Genomic DNA, 18,402 nt, shown 5'->3' on the forward strand with positions numbered 1-18,402 from the left:
TAACTTAGCTTCACGTTTCCATTTAAAAACCAAGTTAATGAAGTTATATCCGCAATTTTTCACCAGTTGCGCAGCAATAGACGAGTTCGATTGGCAGCGCTGTTTTCCATCTTCGCAGCCCTTTACGCAGTATAATTTCATTTCGACATTAGAATGCACAGGTTGTGTTAGCAAGCAAACCGGCTGGCAACCTTGCCACCTTGCACTGAGTGACGACAGCCAGCAAGTCGTTGCTATTGTTATCCTTTACATTAAATCTCATTCTTACGGTGAATATTTATTCGACTGGAGCTGGGCTGATGCGTTTTATCAGCACGGAATTGAGTACTACCCGAAAATCGTCTCGGCGATCCCGTTTACGCCAGTAACTGGCGCGCGCTTTGGTATTGCTGAGGAGTTCGCAGAGTATCAAAACGATATATTGTCGCAGGCAACACAGGCAATTAATTCACTGGCTAAGCAAATTGATGCGCAAACCGCTCAGTGCTTGTTTTTAACCCCGCAGCATGCAGAGGCCTTAGCAGACAATGATTGGTTAAAGCGCTGTGATGTGCAATATCATTGGTTCAACCGAAACTACGGTGATTTTTCAGAGTTTTTGGCGCAACTAACGGCGCGCAAAAGAAAATCACTAAGCAAAGAACGCCAAGCGGTTGTTGACCAAGGTATTGAAATACGTAGCTTTGTCGGTGAGCAGTTAACTAAAGATCATTGGCGAGAGTTCTATCGCTTTTATCAAGCAACCTATATGAAGCGCTCTGGTCATCAAGGGTACCTAACGCCCGCTTTTTTTGATGCCTTAGCCCAACCAACGAGTGGTATGAGCGAAAACAGTGCGATTGTTTTTGCTTATCGTGATCAAAAAGCGGTAGCTGCTGCTTTGTTTTTTTATGATAACGAACAACTTTATGGCCGTTATTGGGGGGCAGAGCAAGCATTCAACAATTTACACTTTGAGCTTTGCTACTATCAAGGCATTGAACTTTGTATCAAACTTGGTTTGTCTCGCTTTAACGCTGGTGCGCAAGGTCAGCACAAACTAAAGCGAGGCTTTGAACCTGTTTACATCTATGGTAGTTATCAAGTCTATCAACCCGTATTTCATCAAGCGATTAGTGACTTTATCGCGCGCGAGCATGAGCGCCTTGAGCGCTATACTAAACAGGCAAAAACCGAGTTGCCGTTCAGAAAGCATCAATAACGTTTCTTACTGAATAAGTTTATGTTAGTTGCTTAGGTTATCTGCGGCGTGAGAGTAACCCTGTGGTTAACCCAACGCCAACTAAAATACAGCCACTGCCTAATAGCGTAGTCAGCGTAATTGGCTCACTTAAGAATAAATAGCCCCAAAACAAGCCAAACACCGGAATTAGGTAGGTTACTGAAATCGCTTTTGTCGGGCCAATTGTCGCTATCAAGCGGAAGAACATAATGTAGGCGATACCCGTGCAAAATATGCCGAGCGCTGCAACTGAGTAAAATGCCTGATTGCTTGGCATTTTTTCAGGCAAAAACATCAGTGCAAATGGCAGTAGCATTATGGTGGCACTGATCTGGCTTCCGGCAGCCAGCGCCAGTGGCTTTAAATCATGCAAATACTGTTTGGTGTAGTTAGTGGCAATTGAATAGCACAAGGTCGCGCCAAGCGCAGCCAATGTGGGCAAAATAAGCGCCTCACCACCATTTGCTATTTTGCCTGACATCAAGACATACACGCCGAAAAACCCCAGTAACAAGCCAAATATGCCAGCGAATGATATTTTGTCTTTTAGCCAGAAAAAGCCAACGATGGCGGCAAATATTGGCGCGGTTGCATTGAGCACTGAACCAACCCCGGCTGACAACGACAACAAGGCGTAGCCAAATAACGCAAATGGAATGGCGGTATTGAACGCGCCCATGATAAAAATTTGCGTCCAACGGCCAGTCAGTTGATGGTGTTGGCGCTTGGAAACCAAAATTGGCAGTAAAAATAAACTGGCGGTTAGGGTGCGCAGTGCAACTAATAAAAACGGCCCAAACTCTGGCGAGCCAATACGCATAAATAGAAACGATGCCCCCCACAAAGAGGCTAAAAATAGTAATTCAAAAAAGGCGCTGGTTGACATAAATCAGGCTAAACAGCTGTAACAGGGGTGATATTGAGGACTTGCACTTGAGTAAGCGAGCTACAATGCCACGTAATATTGTAGTTGTATAAGCGCATACCGTAAGTATTGTCGTCAGGCTTGTTTTGACGATAAGCAGGGCGGGGGTCTTGTGCCAGTACTTGCTCAATTAACACGGCTAACTCTTGCGCTTCACTTTGCTGCTGCGCCTGCAACATCGCTTGTGCCTCTGTCGAAAAATTCACACTAAGTTTGGCTTCGGGGGCTTGCTCAGCAAAACCTGCCTGAGCACCTTCGAGGCTGTCAGAGTATGGGATGTAAGGCTTTATATCGATAACAGGTGTGCCATCAAGTAAGTCTAAGCCCGATACGTAAATGCGAGTTTGCGTTTGATTGTTTTTTAGCGTGATTGACTCGACTTTCTCGACTGGCAGCACCGACATGCCAATGCCATTAGGGCGAAATGTGGAGCGTGTCGCCAATACACCCACTTTTTTATTGCCACCAAGGCGTGGTGGCTTAACTTTGGCTTTCCAGCCATGGGCAAGGTTTTGATGAAACATAAAGAGCACCCAAATATGGCTGTAACCTTCTAATCCTTCCACCATGCTTTTGCTATCGATGTCGCTTACCAGCTCAATATAGCCTTTTGCCGCGGTAACCAGCCCAGGCTGGCGCGGAATGGCAAACTTTTCTTTGTAAGGTGAGCTAACTGTGCCTATCGAGCTAATGCTGAACCTGCTTGAACTTGTATTCATTAACGCTGCCTGACTAGTTTAGATTTTCGACTTGATAGGCTTTGCCATAACAAATAACACTGGCATGACATTGTCTATTATCGCCTTGATTACCAACTTCAGCGCAACCTGAAAAAACAATGGCATTGGCACCTAGTTGAAATGCGCTGCGGCGCGCCTCAGTGCGCGCTTCAATTTTATCAGGAGACGCTAAGTGTGCTTTGGCTTGGCAATGCGCTCCCTCCACCATACCTAGCATTTTGTGCTTACCGGGAAATTCTTGCTCAGACTCAAATATTTTCACTTCAGCAGGGGAAAAATAGTGGGCGAAGTTTTCGCGATCTAAATTGGTATTGATGGTGCTGATTTTCGCACAACTACTGAGTAGCAAACTACAAGTTACAATGCTGGTTAGCGCTAGTATGCGATTCGACATGCTATTCGACCAACGGTTCGATAAGCAATTCGACAAAAGATTAATTAGTTTCATTAAATGAGTCTTGGTAAATTTGAGTTATATCAAGTTGTAACTAGGGCGCTTGATGCTTATCACGAGCAGCAGCTATCAACCAAAATAAGCTGGTGTAAGCGATATATTGGCCCGACATAAAAATCACCATTTTAGGCCAAAATGGTGTTTCTTCGCTAAAAAAACTTAATGCCCACATCGCTGGCGCAGCGATGATTTCATAACCGGGTAAAGATGTTGGCACCATATGGTAATTAAATAAAAACGCGATGGTACCCAAAAGAATACCCAACAACCCCCAACGGGTCGCAAATTGTAACCTGCTCATCCTAGTCCTTGATAGTAAAATTATTTATCGACTCGCCCATGGCAATTTAATTAGTGGCAACTTCATTAAAAGCGTTTTTACTAATTTGTGTGACAGTCTACCGATAAATTGGCCGCTAAGGTAACCGATACTCGCTTATGATATTCACTATGCGTTACATAGCCGCACTCGCCAGCAATTTCCCTCGCCAATGGCGCGTTCAGCGTAAACTGATACAAATAGCCACCATCTTTTTGGTCGAGAGCATAGTAGATGGTATTAGTGTTATTCGGGGCGATGGTGCCAAAATTCAAGTGACTATTTGGTAGCGTAACACTTGCTTTTTCAATCACATATGGAGAGTTATTGGTAATGGTGACACTTGGCTGTATGAAAAAATAAGTTTGATAGACAATAGCAAGTAGTACAAGTATTGCGGAAACTTTTAAAACTATTCGCCTAACACTCGCAATACTATATTTTTCTATATAAGACACTAACTATAAAACGCTTACTATTGTTTACAATGGCAGTCACTTTATCATCTCTATTGGTTTTATCTAAGAGTTTCAATTTCAGTTATTAGTAAAGCTACGGCTACTTACTAAGAAACTCTTTAAATACCATTACAGTTTCCAATGGTGCTTCTTCATGCGGCAGGTGTCCTAGCTCTTCAAACATCACCAGTTCACTATCAGGTATTTCGCGATGGAAATGATCACCAAGCTCAGGTGGTATTAAGCGGTCTTGGCCGCCCCAGATAATAAGTGTTGGCTGGGTAATGGTACTGATTTTATCGGCGTAAGGGCCGGGTTTGGTTTGGCGAAATCGTTGCGCTAGCGCTTGGCGGTTCCCAGCTCGAACGGTCAGGTCAAAATAGCGGTCAACGAGTTCAGGAGTGATAATGCTAGGATCGCCATATAGGTTGATAATACTGCTTTCAATCATGCTACGCGGTAGCACTTTTTCCATCAGCTTGTTTAATACTGGGGTATTGGCAACGATAAAGCCAATTGGTGTGGATTTAGGGGTAAATGGATAGCCGCTGGTGTCAACCAGTGCTAGTTGGCTTACACGCTCTGGGTAGATAACAGCGGTTGCCCAAGCCACATAGCCACCGAGTGAATTACCTGCTAACACCCCTTGTTCGATATTTAGGTGATCGAGCATCGCAACAATAAAACTGGCGTAGCTTTCGATGGTGTAGTTATTGTCGGGAGATGGCCCGGTTAAGCCAAAGGCTGGAATATCGAAGCGCACCACGCGGCGTGTTGATTTTAATTCGTCTGTCCAGCCATCCCATGTGTGCAGTGATGAAGAAGTGCCGTGAATAAGCACAATAGGGTTTGGATCATCGCGCGGCCCTTCATCGCGCAGGTGTACTTGCATTCCTTGTACATTAACAAATTGTGAAGGTGATGGTGCCCATTTGGGTTTGAGCTCTTCAAGCGATTTGTCAGCTTGCCAATAAACCGCAATTAAAATGATACTAGTCACAAGAATGACAAGCAGTAGCCAGCCCAATACCTTCATGTTGTTACCTTATTGTTGTTATCTAACTTAATGATTATGAGGTGTACAAAGATTAACCTACTGGTAAAACGTCACTTTATCAATTGGTTAATGAGTTATGTTGCAAATAAGTATTGCTAATCCCTTTAGCTAGAAACTTCCAACCATTCTTTTTATGGCATTACGGAGATTTGGCTAATTTGGCTTAGCCATAGGATCATTTAAGCCATATAAGTTCGGTGCTACCGACAAAAATAGGAATAATCAGGACATAAAAAAGGCGCTTAGCTCGTGCTATGCGCCTTGTAATATTTTTATTGGCTTGCGCTTGTCTCTAATTGAGACAGCAGCCACAGATTAGCCTTTATTAACTTTTAGCAGCTTCTTGTTGTGCTGCGATGCGTGCTTTTTTCTCAGCTTTACGTTGCTCTAAAATTTTTGCAGCGTCTGAACCCACGTGCGTTTCGCCACGTTCTTTTGCTAATTGCATTTGGCGTTCGCGTTCAGCGTAACGAGCGCGTTGCGCTTCGGTGGTTGAGCTAAAGCAGTGGTGACAGCTAACGCCTTTTTCGTATTCTGGCTTTTCTTTGTCTTCTGCTAAAATCGGCATACGACATGCGTGACATTGGTCATATTTACCTGCTTCTAGGCTGTGATCTACGGTGACGCGATCGTCGAATACGAAACATTCACCTTGCCACATAGTTTCTTCAGCTGGTACGTCTTCAAGGTATTGTAAAATACCACCTTCAAGGTGGTAGACTTCTTCAAAGCCTTGCTCTTTCATATAAGCCGTTGATTTTTCACAGCGAATACCGCCAGTACAGAACATCGCCACTTTTTTGTGCTTGGTCGGGTCCATGTTCTCTTTTGCCCAAGCTGGGAATTCACGGAAGGTTTTGGTGTCTGGGTCAACCGCGTTTTCAAACGTACCAATTTGCACTTCGTAATCGTTACGGGTATCAACCACGAATACTTCTGGATCAGAAATTAGTGCGTTCCAGTCTTTTGGTTTAACGTAAGTACCTACCACATGGCGCGGGTCAATGCCTTCAACGCCCATAGTGACGATTTCTTTTTTCAGCTTAACTTTGGTGCGTTTAAATGGTTTTTCTTCGGTGAAAGATTCTTTGTAAGAAATGTCGGCTAAGCGCTCGTCGCTTTTTAGCCATGTAAGTAAGGCGTCGATGCCTTCACGAGAGCCTGCGACTGTACCGTTGATGCCTTCTTTGGCAAGTAAAAGGGTACCGCAAACTTGGTTGTCTTCCATTGTTTTTAACAACTTAGGACGGATAACTTCAAAATCTTCAAGCGCAACAAATTTGTACATTGCGCAAACAACGTATTGCATATTTACCTCGGCTGGCGGGAGCGTAATTCCCGTGCTTTGTTTATAAAATTGCACGTGTATTTGGCGACTTTAGCTAGGCAATTAACTACTAAATTAGCACACCAGGTACATCGTACTTACTTCGATAAATTCTGTGGCAAACCGACTATTTAACGATCAGCTAAGAATATTTGCGCGCAATTATATTGATCTGGATCAAGAAATGGAAGCCAATGAACAAAGTATTACAGTTAGAAAAATACTAGTTATTGAATCGCTGAAAGCGTGAATCAGGTATTAAAAAAGCAGCATTACGCTGCTTTTTATGCTTATTTGTGCTCACTTTTTGTTGAGCGTTTGTAACTTAAGAAAGCGCCGACTATTTAAAACGATGCAGGGCGCAGATTTTGTTACCGGCAGGATCACGCAAGTAGGCAAGGTAGAGTTTAACGTCAAAGCCCTCGCGTATACCCGGAGGCTCTTCACACGTGGTGCCGCCATTAGCGATACCTGCGGCATGCCATGCATCGGCGATTTCAGGCGATTTAGCGAAAAAGCCGATGGTAGAGCCATTGCCATGACAGGCAGGCTCGCCATCAATGGGTTTTGATAAGGCAAAAATACCTTTGTCGGTGTAATAGAAACAACGGCCTAGTGGGTCAATAACTCCTTCTTTGTGCCCCATTGCGCCCAATACGGCATCGTAAAACTTTTTAGACTCTTCAATATCATTAGCGCCGATCATAATATGACTAAACATAGCTTCTCTCTTATTATTTTCGTTAGTTGTGTATGTGGTTATTTACTTTAATTTTGTGACTAATCGTTTGTTTTTAAAGAGTTAGTACTGTTGTGGGTAATATTTAGTTTTCTTGGCCCCGGAAAAAACATATTTGTTTCTTGTTGATACTGGCGGTAAGCAGGGCGCTTTTGCACTGAATAATATTCAGCAGGTACAGCACCTGTGTAAGTCACCAGCGTGGTGTACATAACTCTTGAAACAAATAGTAAGCCCAAGCCTAACAGCATGTTAGTGATTAACTTTTCTTGGCCAAACAAGGCTAACCACGCAGGAATAGTGGCAATCAGTAGTGCATTCCATACCATCCATTCAGCGAAATAATTAGGGTGCCTGCTATAGCGCCAAAGTCCAACATTACACACGCTACCTATTGCTCCGCTCGTTTTGGCAGCTTTTAAAAATGAAAGTTTTTGCATATCAGCCACCGATTCCATCGCAAATGCTGCCAACCAAAGGATGATGGCGACAATTTCAAATGGGGATATTTGCGGTGACGTATTAGCGGCAATAATAAAAGCGGGAAACGCCAAGAAGGCCGCATTAGCAAAGCCTTGTAAAATGGCTTCAATTTGCATGGCAAGTGCGGTATTCGTTTTACCTTGCTTATGCCAACGACGCTTTTGAAATTCATAGCGCGGTAGCTCAGTGTTTAAATGACCTGACGTTAATAGCTTGATCGCACCTAAGCCCATGCGACTGCCAGCGAAAATGTACGCGATACTGACCATAGCAACACGCACAGGCTCGCCATCGCTATACAGCCAAGTGACAATACCAATCACTGCTAGCCCCCAAGGCCAGCCGATATCAACATATGACATGCGGCCTGTTTTCCAAGCTGGAATGCAAACCACCAAGGCAAACAACAACATTTGCAGGGCGCCATTGATTAACGCCATTTGGCTAAAGTTAGCCGTGTTCATCAGCAACAACCAACCGCCGATAAACGGTACGAGCGGTGCGAAGTATTTCATTCTATTTTCCCTAATATCTTGTGCGCTACTTTTCTTTCTAAGCGGCCCGAATGGCGACAGGTGTGCCATTAAACGCGGCATTGCCAGTAAGCACGTCAACACGATCTGCACCGGTAACATCATTAATACTGACCCCCGCTTGTGTAGCGGCAGTGGTCATTTGCGTATCTGCTTGATTATGCCCCCAGCCTTGCGGCATCGACACAACACCGGCGAGCACATCGTCAGTGACACTGGCGGGCAAGGTAACTTCACCAACAGGCGATGACACCACCACAAGCTGGCCTTGGTTAATGCCTAGCTTATCCGCATCTATGGGGTGAATTTCCAAAGTCACTGGGTTTTTACCTTTGATTAAACGGGCAGAGTTTTGTGTCCAGGTATTATGGCTTTTTACGAGGCGGCGGCTGATCAGTTCAAACGGATATTGTGGGTTAATGGCAGGTGATTGAACTAGTTTGTTTAATCGAGGTAAGTCATTGATAAACAAGCTAGGAGCGAGCTCTATTTTACCGCTGGCAGTTAATAATCGCTCTGGCAGGCTTGGCTGTAATGGCCCTAAATCAATACCGTGTGGACTTTCTTTAAGTTTTTCTAGATCTAGTGCTTGCTTGCTATCACTTTCCTTGCCGTAAGGACCGGCTTTTAGCTCCATATCTAAGATCATTTCTGGCGCATAAGGCAGGGCAGGTTTACCGGTAACGGCTTCGGCAATACCGTTAAGAATCTCCCAATCTGCAAGTTGGTGTTCAGTTTTTTCAAACAAAGGCGCTGAGTACTTAGCCGTATTACGCACTGCAAAGCTATGGAAGAAAATGTCGTAATGAGAATTTTCTAGCCCCGTTGTTGCTGGCAAAATAATATCTGCATGCTTAGTGGTTTCATTAAGGTAGATATCAACGGCCACCATAAACTCTAGTGACTGAAACGCTTGACCGAGTTTTTGCCCATCAGGTGCAGACAGCACAGGGTTACCGGCGATGGTGATCATGGCTTTAATTTGGCCGTCACCTTCAGTCAGTATTTCATCGGCTAAAGTTGCGGTCGGGAATTCACCATTAAAAAATGGCATCTTCTGAACGCGTGATTGGTATTTGCCAAAATTCGTTGGGTGACCAGCGGTTTTGCCTCTAAGCAAGTTAAAGGCAGGAAGTGGGAACATGGCACCACCTTCGCGATCGAAGTTACCTGTGAGCACATTGAGGACGATTGTTAACCATTGACACAGGCCACCGAAACTTTGAGTAGACGCGCCCATGCGGCTGTAGCAAACAGCAGATTTAGCCCCAAACATTTCAGCAGCTAAAGTTGTAATGTGATCAACACTAATACCAATGTGCTCAGCGACCACCTCAGGCGCATAGTCTTTTGCTACTTGTTCAATTTCAGCTAAGCCATTTACATAGTCGCTTAAATGACCCAACCGCACTTGGTTATTAGCAAAAATACAGTGAATCAGTGAAAGTAGCAGTAGGGCATCTTTTTCTGGGCGAATAAACAGGTGCTGATCTGCCATTTTTGCGGTTTTAGTGCGCTGTGGGTCAACAACAACGACTTTACCGCCGCGCTTTTGAATCGCGGTTAAACGGTTTAACACGCCGGGCGCGGTCATCATACTGCCGTTGGAAACTACAGGGTTAGCACCGATAATCAGCATAAAGTCGGTGCGGTCAATATCGGGCACTGGGATCAGCATACCATTGCCAAGCATATAATTAGCGGCTACGTGGTGTGGCATTTGGTCGGTTGATGCCGAGCTAAAGCGATTTAATGTGCCCATGGCTTTAGAAAATGGCTTCAACACCAGTGAATTGCCAAAATTATGGGCATTGGGGTTACCAAGGTAAATACCTAATGCATTTTTGCCGTAAGCATTTTGAATGGCGCTGAACTTCTCGCCAATCTCAGTAAATGCTTGCTGCCAGCTTATTTCCTGCCAACCATTCGAGGTGCGTTTTATTGGGCTTTTTAGGCGATCTTTATCTTCGTAAAAGTCTTGTAGTGCAAGGGCTTTAGGGCACATATGGCCTTTGCTAAACGGGTCGTTCTTATCGCCTTTAATGGAGATAATCTCTTTGCTTTCGGCTTTGTACTTAATCTCGATACCACACATGGCTTCGCAAATATTACAGTTGCGATAGTGGGTTTTAATGTCGCTCATGGTTTGTGCCCTCGTTCCGGCGCTGGATGAGTTAACGCCTGCCTGCAATTTTTATTGTTGTGTTTTCGACTATGTATTTTAGGTAACGGATTTAGTGTGACAGTAAAATAAGCCAAGACTAACGGTAATAATTGACATATATTGGGTGAAATTAGCCATTTTTTAACCGTTTAAGGTGTCAAAGCAAAGGGATGATCACAGTAACGATACTAGCGTTTGACTATGTGCTTGCCAGTGCACTTACAGGGATTAACGATTTATTTAATTTGGCCGGTGTTTCTTGGAATAAATATCACCAACTGCCAGTTGATAAGCGTTTTCAGGTGAGAATTGCCAGTTGGCAGAAAAAACCGATTTACACCATGAACGATGTGATTATTAGCCCGCACTGCGCAATTAGCGACACCATCGAAAGCGATATTTTTCTGGTACCGAGTATTGCAGGCGATATAGACAAAACGTTAGCGCAAAATCCAGAGTTAATAGCGTTTTTACGTCACTTAAAAGGCAGTGACGCGATAATTGGCAGTAATTCTACAGGGTCATTTTTTTTGGCTGAGGCAGGCTTACTTGATGGTAAAAGTGCCACAACTCATTGGGCATCAGCTGAGCAATTTAGTCAGTGTTATCCTAACGTTTCGTTAAATAGCGAGCAGCATATTACTCATGATGGCAATATTCTTTGTGATAGCGGCGGTATGGCTTGGTTCGACTTAGGGCTGTACTTGATTGAGCTTTTTTGTGAACACGAGACTGCGCAAGGCACTGCGCGCTCGTTTGTACTTGAGACTGGCCGAACAGCGCAGCTTACTTACTCACCGTTAATCGCAAAAAAATATCATAACGACAAAACCGTGAAAGCGGTGCAAGAATGGTTAGAGAGCCACTATAGTCAAACCATTGCTATTAGCGAGGTGAGTCAACAATTTGGTGTGTCTAATCGTACTTTGATAAGACGCTTTAAAGAGGCTGCAAAAATAACCCCCTCCGAATATTTACAAGCGATTCGTATTGACGCCGCGAGTAAGCTATTGGTGCAATCAAACCAGCATATTGATGAAATTACTCATGCAGTCGGGTACAGCGACATTAGCTCATTTACCAAGTTGTTTAAGCGCAAAACTGGGCTTTCACCCAGTAACTATCGTGCCCGCTATAAAGCTAATCTGCTTTGACTATTCCTTCTTTATGAGCCCGTTTTTTATGAATCAGGCTATCTCTTGCCATTGGAAGTACTTCTTATTGGCAAGGGCGAGCATTGGCATATCTTCTTGCGTGTCACCGTATGCATAAATATGCGAGTAGTTGGCTAACTCATAGTGAGATTGGACCGCGAGTGCTTTCTTTTCATTGCTGCAATCGCCATTAAGGTACTTGCCAGTGTAACGTAGGTTTTTCCAATGCTTTTGAACGGCTAGTTCGCTGCTAATCAAGTTTACTTGATGGCGGCGACACCAAGCTGCTAAGTAGATATTCACGTTGGCAGATACCACCGCTATTTCATGGCCTTGTGTCTGATGCCAACGAATTTCGGTAAGTGCTCTGTCAAAAATAACGGAATCCATAAACTTGGCGGAAAAATTATTAGCTTGTTGTTTAGTGCTTGCGACTTTTCTGCGCCAAAAGGCAAAAAAAGTGAGCTTAGGCCTTAGTTTAGCGGTCGGATAGCGGCCAAGCTTATGCAGTAAAATAAAAGGTGACAGCACAAGTGCACCAACGACAATGCGATAGAGTGGCGTGGTATTAAGGAGAAATTTGGTATAAGTATCTACGGTGGTAATGGTACCATCAAAATCAAAAAGCGCGAGGCCAAGGTTAGGGTTGTTTACTGCTTTCATTTTATGGAGTTAACTTTTAAAGACCTTACTTTTTAAGATCGGATAGGAACTAAGGAGAAATTATTTCATTCAGAAAGTTCGCTTCTAAGCCAATACCCGCAGGTGAATGGAAAAACACTTGCGTCATGCCAATATCAGGCAGTGAGTCAGTGCGGTAGATTATCCCTAGCTCATCGAGCTTTGCCAGTAATCGAGCTAAGCCTGTTAATTGAAATGCTACATGGTCAAAATAGTGCTTTACTGGGCTAGCTGAATGCTCGTCGCTTTCAGTTAGATGAACTAGGGCACAACTATCTTTGTTGTCAGTTTGGGCTGCATAAAGCCAATAGCCATTTCTGGAAAATTTAGGGCGATCTCCAACGGTTAACTGAAACACCTCACAGAAAAAGTCTTTTTCAATGTCTAATACCGCCTTTGGGGCACTGATATTAATATGGTCAATATGCATGCTTTCTTTGCTTTTTTTACCGTTATTATTGGCAAAGCCTACGGCGAATATAGCAATGTTTCAATGGCTAATTTTAATAGGGTGCTGAATAGTAAGCATAAAAAAGCCCATCGCGGAGATGGGCTTAAAATAGTTAATTGGGTTGAGGCTAGCGACTATTTTACTCGCATACCCGGCTGGGCGCCTTCTTCTGGATTAAGAATCCATAAGTCTTTGCCGCCAGGACCAGCAGCCAATACCATACCTTCAGACATACCAAAACGCATTTTGCGCGGTGCTAGGTTAGCTACCATCACCGTTAGCTTACCTTCTAAGTCTTCCGGTTGGTACGCTGATTTAATACCAGCAAACACTTGGCGTGTTTCGCCGCCAAGGTCTAATTCCAAGCGAAGTAATTTATCTGCTTTTTCAACGTGTTCAGCTTTTACGATTTTGGCAACGCGCAGGTCGATTTTGGCAAAATCGTCAAACTGAATTTCTGGTGCAATCGGGTCATCAGCTAATGGACCAGCAGGCGCAGGTGCTGCTTTTTCCGTTGCTAATGACTCTTTAGAGGCTTCAATCATTTCGTTTACTTTATCCATTTCAATACGTTGCATTAACGCTTTGAATTTGTTGATTTGGTGATTTTTAAGTAGGGCTTTATGGCCGTCCCATACTAATTCGTCGTTTAAGAAACCTTGCGTTTTTTCTGCTAGGGCAGGAAGCACTGGCTTTAAGTAAATCATTAAGATACGGAATAGGTTAATACCTAATGAGCAAATATCTTGAACTTCTTGCTGCTTGGTTTCGTCTTTAACTAGCTGCCATGGCTCTTTAACTGCAATGTATTCATTCACTTTGTCAGCAAGTGCCATGATTTCGCGCATTGCCTTACCAAATTCACGGCCTTCGTATAGCTCAGCGAGCTTGTCACCAGCGGCCATTACTTCATCAGCCAATGCTTGGTCTTCAACATTGCTTGATAACATGCCGTCAAAGCGCTTAGTGATAAAGCTAGCACAGCGCGAGGCAATGTTAACAACTTTACCAACCAAGTCAGAGTTTACGCGTTGGGCAAAGTCTTCTAGGTTTAAGTCTAAATCGTCGATGCGGTTGGTTAATTTTGCTGCATAGTAGTAACGTAAGTACTCAGGGTTTAGGTGATCTAAGTAGGTACGGCCTTTAATAAAGGTACCTTTTGACTTAGACATTTTCGCGCCATTCACCGTCACAAAACCGTGTGCGTAAACAGAAGTCGGCTTACGGTAACCTGCGCCTTCTAACATGGCAGGCCAGAATAAACTGTGGAAGTAGATGATGTCTTTACCGATAAAGTGGTAAAGCTCGGCATCTGAGTTCTCGTTCCAGTAGCTGTCAAAATCAATGTTTTCGCGATCACATAAGTTTTTGAAGCTGCCCATGTAACCAATTGGTGCGTCTAGCCATACGTAGAAGAACTTACCCGGTGCACCCGGAATTTCAAAACCAAAGTATGGCGCATCGCGGCTGATATCCCACTGTTGTAGGCCAGATTCAAACCATTCATTTAACTTGTTAGCCATTTCTTCTTGCAATGAACCACCAGTCGTCCAATCTTTTAGCATTTGCTCAAATGCTGGCAGGTCAAAGAAGTAGTGCTCTGAATCGCGCAATACAGGTGTTGAACCTGATACCACAGAGCGAGGGTTAATGACTTCTGTTGGCGAGTAAGTTGCGCCACAGTTATCACAGCTATCGCCGTTTTCGTCTTCACTCTTACACTTGGGGCATGTGCCTTTGACGAATCGATCTGGCAAAAACATGCCTTTTTCTTCATCGTAAAGCTGTGAAATAGTGCGCGTTTTAATGTGACCCGCAGCGTTTAGCTTATTGTAAATTTCACTGGCAAACTCACGGTTCTCATCACTGTGGGTTGAGTGATAGTTGTCAAAGCTGATCAAGAAGTCGTTGAAATCTGCCATGTGCTCTTCGCGCACACCGTCAATCATTTGCTCTGGCGTAATGCCAAGCTCTTGCGCTTTAAGCATTATCGGCGTGCCGTGGGCGTCGTCGGCACAAACAAAATAGGTTTCGTTGCCGCGCATACGTTGGAAACGCACCCAAATATCGGTTTGGATATGTTCAAGTAAATGACCTAAATGAATAGAGCCATTGGCGTAAGGCAGGGCACAGGTCACTAAGATTTTACGCTTGTCTGCGGCAGCAGTTTGGGCGTTAGCTTGAGGTGTAGATTCTGACATTTTCTTTAGATACTAGCGTGCTAAGCACTTTAAGGTGGAAATCAATGGCGCAATGGTACAGAATTTACCAGCTATTTTCATTAACAATTCTGGGCTATTTTCAATTAACTCGCCCTAGTTACTGTTATTTATACAGGTGTCCATTTGAGTCGCTTAAGTCAATTTTTTAGTAAGAAGAAACCCATTAATCCCGAAGACCTTTCACTTATTGAGTCAGTGCTTGATGCCTATCGCTCTGATGCGTTTCCGTATGGTGTATTAGCTTTAGCCAACGAATTAGCTGGTGAACAGCAAAAAGATAAGTTGCTTATTGCCATAACACTACCTTTTTATGCGGGCGATGAGTTAACAAGTATTGCACACTCCCTTTCTGATGAGCTTGGTAAAACCGTTGAGTTTACTACCTCAACCAATATCGAAGCGGTGCGCAAGCACGACATAGCAGGCGTAAAAAACATTATTGCTATTGCCTCTGGCAAAGGTGGTGTTGGAAAATCGACAACGACTGTCAATATTGCCCGTGCCTTGCAAAAAGAAGGGGCGCGAGTCGGTATTTTAGATGCTGATATCTATGGTCCGTCAATTCCGACTATGTTGGGCTGCCAAGACGATAAACCGAGCTCAGTTGATGGTAAAACTATGATCCCCATTGACGCTGATGGTATTTATTCAATGTCAATCGGCTATCTAGTGCCAGACAGTGACGCTGCAGTCTGGCGTGGCCCAATGGCGAGCACGGCGTTTAGTCAGCTGTTAAATGAAACCCAATGGCCAGAACTTGATTATTTGCTGATTGATATGCCACCGGGAACAGGTGATATTCAGCTAACGCTTTCCCAAAAAGTACCGGTTGCGGGGTCTGTGATTGTGACCACGCCGCAAGATATTGCCTTAGCTGACGCGCAAAAGGGCATTGCCATGTTTGATAAAGTGAAAGTACCTGTGCTTGGCGTGGTCGAGAACATGAGTTATCACATTTGTGAAAACTGCGGTCATCATTCGCATTTATTTGGCCTTGATGGCGGCAAGGATATTGCCGAAATTAATCAGATAGACTTACTAGGACAATTACCACTCAATATTCAAGTTAGGCAAGAAGCGGATTTAGGCGAGAGCTTATTTAATAGTGAAAGCGCTAGTGACATCTGTGATCAATACCGTAAAATAGCGCGCAATATAGCGAGTAAAGTATTCCATTTACTTGATATGCGCAGCCCTGCGACACCTAACATTGAAGTGCTGGATTAGCTACAAAGAACAACCAGCAATTCGATGTATACGCACAAGAATAAAAAATAAACGAAAACCCAATAGACACAACAAAATAAGAAGAAGCGCCATGAGATTATGTGATAAAGATATTGAACGCTGCATTGCTGACGGCAAAATAGTCATTGAGCCACAGCCAGATGCCTCGATGATCTCAGGTGTCAGCGTTGATATTCGCTTAGGCAATGAGTTTCGTGTGTTTAAAAACAATACCGCGCCGTTTATTGACTTAAGTGGCCCACGCGAAGAAGTGCAAGCGCAAATGAATGCGGTGATGAGTGAAGAGATTGTGATTCCAGACGGCGAAGCCTTCTTTTTACACCCTGGCGAACTTGCACTAGCGGTGACTTTTGAATCAGTAACCTTACCAGCGGATATTGTTGGCTGGCTTGATGGCCGTTCATCATTAGCGCGTTTAGGCTTAATGGTTCATGTTACCGCTCACCGTATTGACCCAGGTTGGTCTGGTCAGATCGTTTTAGAATTTTATAACAGTGGCAAGTTGCCGCTTGCACTTCGTCCGGGGATGAAAATTGCAGCTTTAAATTTTGAAACCATGTCAGGCGAAGCTGATCGTCCTTACAACAAACGTGTAGATGCTAAATATAAAGGGCAAACGGGGGCTGTAGCCAGTCGTATTAGCCAAGATGATGCGTCAGAGTAGGGAAATGCTGTTATAGCGTTATGTGACAATAGCCAATGCTAGTTAGCATTGGCTATTTTTAATGGGGCAATAGGCTCAATACCTTCTATGCACTTATTGAGTGCTTCAATAAGCTTTGCTTTATCATGATGATGTTTCACATCATTACTTGCCATATTGTGCGTTATCACTTTGATTTTATCTGATGTCACCTCTTTATGATGGCAAATTGCACTATCAATTGGCAGACAACCTATATTTTCTTCAATCCACGTCAGTTTTTCGTCTAGGCTAAGCGCGGCGGCAGGGCTGTTTTCAGCAACAATATTTTCGACAAATACACAGTGACCTTTTCTTTGCTTAAGTGCATTCGCAATATCACGTACTAAGAGTGGCGGAACGACACTTGTTAAGAAACTGCCAGGGCCGAGAATAATTAAATCTGCATTGTTAATGGCGTCTACACATTGCTGAGGAGATTTAACCAAAGGTGCTAGCATTAAGTTCTTTGGCATAATTGGCATGTCATCTACTGAAAGCTCACCGACACGGCAACGACCTTCTGGGTAAAAGGCCATTAAGTCAGTAGGGGACTCAGACATTGGCAATACCGGTGTTCTAACACGTAACAAACGACGCACTAATTTAATCGAATCGATAGGGCTCGATTGAATTTGTCCTAAACCATAGAGGATCAAGTTCCCTAAATTGTGACCACCTAGCTCGTCTTCACCGTCAAAGCGAAAATCAAATAATTGACTACCGACCGAGTTTTCATCCACTAACTGGGTTAAACAATTGCGCAGATCGCCCCATGCAATGGAAGAGCTTCTTTTTCTTAAGCGACCCGTTGAACCACCATTATCGGTTGTAGTGACAATACCAGTGAGTTGATCTTGCATAAAAGAGAGAGTGGAGAGAACACGACCTAGGCCATGGCCACCACCAATAGCAACAATATTTAGTTTTTTTAGTTGCATAGTCATGTGTGTTTCTTAACCAATTAGTTAAACCTTAACGTTAAAGCCTTTAAAAATAAAGTTTTGACTCTTTACCAAGGTCAAAGTGGGCGCGAATACTAGCACAATTCAAAATTTGTTCAGCAAAACCACACTCGCTAACTAGTTGAATACACAAAAAATAAGCAGATTGATTTCAATGTGAACGATCAAACAAATAATTCGATTCTTTTCGAGTTATTTTAAAATTAAGTGTTGACACTTATCAGGGGCATGCCTAAAATGCGCCTCGCTTTCGACGAGTACTAGGTCGCTTGTCTAAAGGCTGGTTTAAGTAAGGTGTTTTACCGAACTAAAACTGGGGCTATAGCTCAGCTGGGAGAGCGCTTCGCTGGCAGCGAAGAGGTCTGCGGTTCGATCCCGCATAGCTCCACCATTTTCTAGAATGTTGGTAATTAAAGGTGTCTTTTAAGATAAAGGTTACGAGCATGAACAGTGTCCCGTTCGTCTAGAGGCCTAGGACACCGCCCTTTCACGGCGGTAACAGGGGTTCGAATCCCCTACGGGATGCCACATTCTGGGAGCTGCCTTCTAGGTCAGGCAGTTGACCAAGTGAGCATTAA

18 protein-coding genes and 2 tRNA genes are annotated in these 18,402 nt (G+C 43.8%); 6 read left to right on the plus strand and 14 right to left on the minus strand.

The features are described from left to right. The first annotated feature begins 37 nt into the window (after positions 1 to 37). A complete protein-coding gene (locus ACSLUR_RS06605; protein ID WP_448552901.1) occupies positions 38 to 1,201 on the plus strand; it encodes a GNAT family N-acetyltransferase in 1,164 nt (387 codons plus the stop codon). A gap of 37 nt (positions 1,202 to 1,238) precedes the next feature. Here the strand turns inward: ACSLUR_RS06605 and ACSLUR_RS06610 are convergent, their stop codons facing one another. The 10 genes from ACSLUR_RS06610 to ACSLUR_RS06655 all read right to left on the minus strand — a co-directional run bounded on the left by ACSLUR_RS06610 (position 1,239) and on the right by ACSLUR_RS06655 (position 10,400). After that, positions 1,239 to 2,108, minus strand: a complete 870-nt coding sequence (locus ACSLUR_RS06610; protein ID WP_448552903.1) for a DMT family transporter — start codon at positions 2,106 to 2,108, stop codon at positions 1,239 to 1,241. A gap of 8 nt (positions 2,109 to 2,116) precedes the next feature. Then, a complete protein-coding gene (tsaA, locus tag ACSLUR_RS06615) occupies positions 2,117 to 2,866 on the minus strand; it encodes a tRNA (N6-threonylcarbamoyladenosine(37)-N6)-methyltransferase TrmO (protein WP_448552905.1) in 750 nt (249 codons plus the stop codon). A 13-nt stretch (positions 2,867 to 2,879) separates the two neighbouring features. Continuing rightward, positions 2,880 to 3,281, minus strand: a complete 402-nt coding sequence (rcsF, locus tag ACSLUR_RS06620) for an Rcs stress response system protein RcsF (protein WP_448552907.1) — start codon at positions 3,279 to 3,281, stop codon at positions 2,880 to 2,882. A gap of 94 nt (positions 3,282 to 3,375) precedes the next feature. Further along, positions 3,376 to 3,642: a hypothetical protein gene (locus ACSLUR_RS06625; protein WP_115999958.1), complete on the minus strand. Its 267-nt coding sequence runs from the start codon at positions 3,640 to 3,642 to the stop codon at positions 3,376 to 3,378. 80 nt (positions 3,643 to 3,722) lie between these two features. Further along, complete coding sequence (locus ACSLUR_RS06630) at positions 3,723 to 4,118, minus strand: hypothetical protein (protein WP_448552909.1); 396 nt, start codon at positions 4,116 to 4,118, stop codon at positions 3,723 to 3,725. 100 nt (positions 4,119 to 4,218) lie between these two features. After that, positions 4,219 to 5,154 carry an alpha/beta fold hydrolase gene (locus tag ACSLUR_RS06635; RefSeq protein ID WP_448552911.1) on the minus strand — a complete coding sequence of 312 codons (936 nt, stop codon included), beginning with the start codon at positions 5,152 to 5,154 and terminating at the stop codon, positions 4,219 to 4,221. Positions 5,155 to 5,500: 346 nt separating this feature from the next. Further along, positions 5,501 to 6,484, minus strand: a complete 984-nt coding sequence (trhO, locus tag ACSLUR_RS06640; protein WP_448552913.1) for an oxygen-dependent tRNA uridine(34) hydroxylase TrhO — start codon at positions 6,482 to 6,484, stop codon at positions 5,501 to 5,503. Positions 6,485 to 6,842: 358 nt separating this feature from the next. Beyond that, a complete protein-coding gene (locus tag ACSLUR_RS06645) occupies positions 6,843 to 7,223 on the minus strand; it encodes a VOC family protein (protein ID WP_448552915.1) in 381 nt (126 codons plus the stop codon). A gap of 59 nt (positions 7,224 to 7,282) precedes the next feature. After that, positions 7,283 to 8,239, minus strand: coding sequence for a DUF1295 domain-containing protein (locus ACSLUR_RS06650; RefSeq protein ID WP_448552917.1), 957 nt, complete (start codon positions 8,237 to 8,239; stop codon positions 7,283 to 7,285). A gap of 37 nt (positions 8,240 to 8,276) precedes the next feature. Next, the gene (locus tag ACSLUR_RS06655) at positions 8,277 to 10,400 is read right to left on the minus strand and encodes a molybdopterin-dependent oxidoreductase (RefSeq protein WP_448552919.1); all 2,124 of its coding nucleotides are present in this window, start codon (positions 10,398 to 10,400) and stop codon (positions 8,277 to 8,279) included. Between the two features lie 191 nt (positions 10,401 to 10,591). On the opposite strand from ACSLUR_RS06655, the gene ACSLUR_RS06660 reads away from it, so the two are divergent. Then, positions 10,592 to 11,575, plus strand: coding sequence for a GlxA family transcriptional regulator (locus tag ACSLUR_RS06660; protein ID WP_448552921.1), 984 nt, complete (start codon positions 10,592 to 10,594; stop codon positions 11,573 to 11,575). A gap of 33 nt (positions 11,576 to 11,608) precedes the next feature. On the opposite strand, the gene ACSLUR_RS06665 is transcribed toward ACSLUR_RS06660, so the two are convergent. The 3 genes from ACSLUR_RS06665 to metG all read right to left on the minus strand — a co-directional run bounded on the left by ACSLUR_RS06665 (position 11,609) and on the right by metG (position 14,908). Then, positions 11,609 to 12,238: an HAD-IB family phosphatase gene (locus tag ACSLUR_RS06665; protein ID WP_448552923.1), complete on the minus strand. Its 630-nt coding sequence runs from the start codon at positions 12,236 to 12,238 to the stop codon at positions 11,609 to 11,611. Positions 12,239 to 12,287: 49 nt separating this feature from the next. Next, positions 12,288 to 12,686: a VOC family protein gene (locus ACSLUR_RS06670; protein ID WP_448552925.1), complete on the minus strand. Its 399-nt coding sequence runs from the start codon at positions 12,684 to 12,686 to the stop codon at positions 12,288 to 12,290. Between the two features lie 155 nt (positions 12,687 to 12,841). Next, on the minus strand, positions 12,842 to 14,908 hold the full coding sequence (metG, locus tag ACSLUR_RS06675; RefSeq protein ID WP_448552927.1) for a methionine--tRNA ligase: 2,067 nt from the start codon (positions 14,906 to 14,908) through the stop codon (positions 12,842 to 12,844). 144 nt (positions 14,909 to 15,052) lie between these two features. On the opposite strand from metG, the gene apbC reads away from it, so the two are divergent. Beyond that, the gene (apbC, locus tag ACSLUR_RS06680) at positions 15,053 to 16,156 is read left to right on the plus strand and encodes an iron-sulfur cluster carrier protein ApbC (protein ID WP_448552929.1); all 1,104 of its coding nucleotides are present in this window, start codon (positions 15,053 to 15,055) and stop codon (positions 16,154 to 16,156) included. A 91-nt stretch (positions 16,157 to 16,247) separates the two neighbouring features. Beyond that, positions 16,248 to 16,841 carry a dCTP deaminase gene (gene dcd / locus ACSLUR_RS06685; protein ID WP_448552931.1) on the plus strand — a complete coding sequence of 198 codons (594 nt, stop codon included), beginning with the start codon at positions 16,248 to 16,250 and terminating at the stop codon, positions 16,839 to 16,841. A 38-nt stretch (positions 16,842 to 16,879) separates the two neighbouring features. Here dcd and ACSLUR_RS06690 read toward each other — a convergent pair whose 3' ends face one another. Then, entirely contained in the window at positions 16,880 to 17,806 is a 927-nt protein-coding gene (locus ACSLUR_RS06690) for a gluconeogenesis factor YvcK family protein (protein WP_448552933.1), read from the minus strand. Between the two features lie 333 nt (positions 17,807 to 18,139). On the opposite strand from ACSLUR_RS06690, the gene ACSLUR_RS06695 reads away from it, so the two are divergent. After that, a tRNA-Ala gene (locus tag ACSLUR_RS06695) sits at positions 18,140 to 18,215 on the plus strand. 61 nt (positions 18,216 to 18,276) lie between these two features. Next, positions 18,277 to 18,352 (plus strand) — tRNA-Glu (locus ACSLUR_RS06700). Positions 18,353 to 18,402 lie beyond the last annotated feature (50 nt).

This window comes from Thalassotalea montiporae (assembly GCF_053485855.1).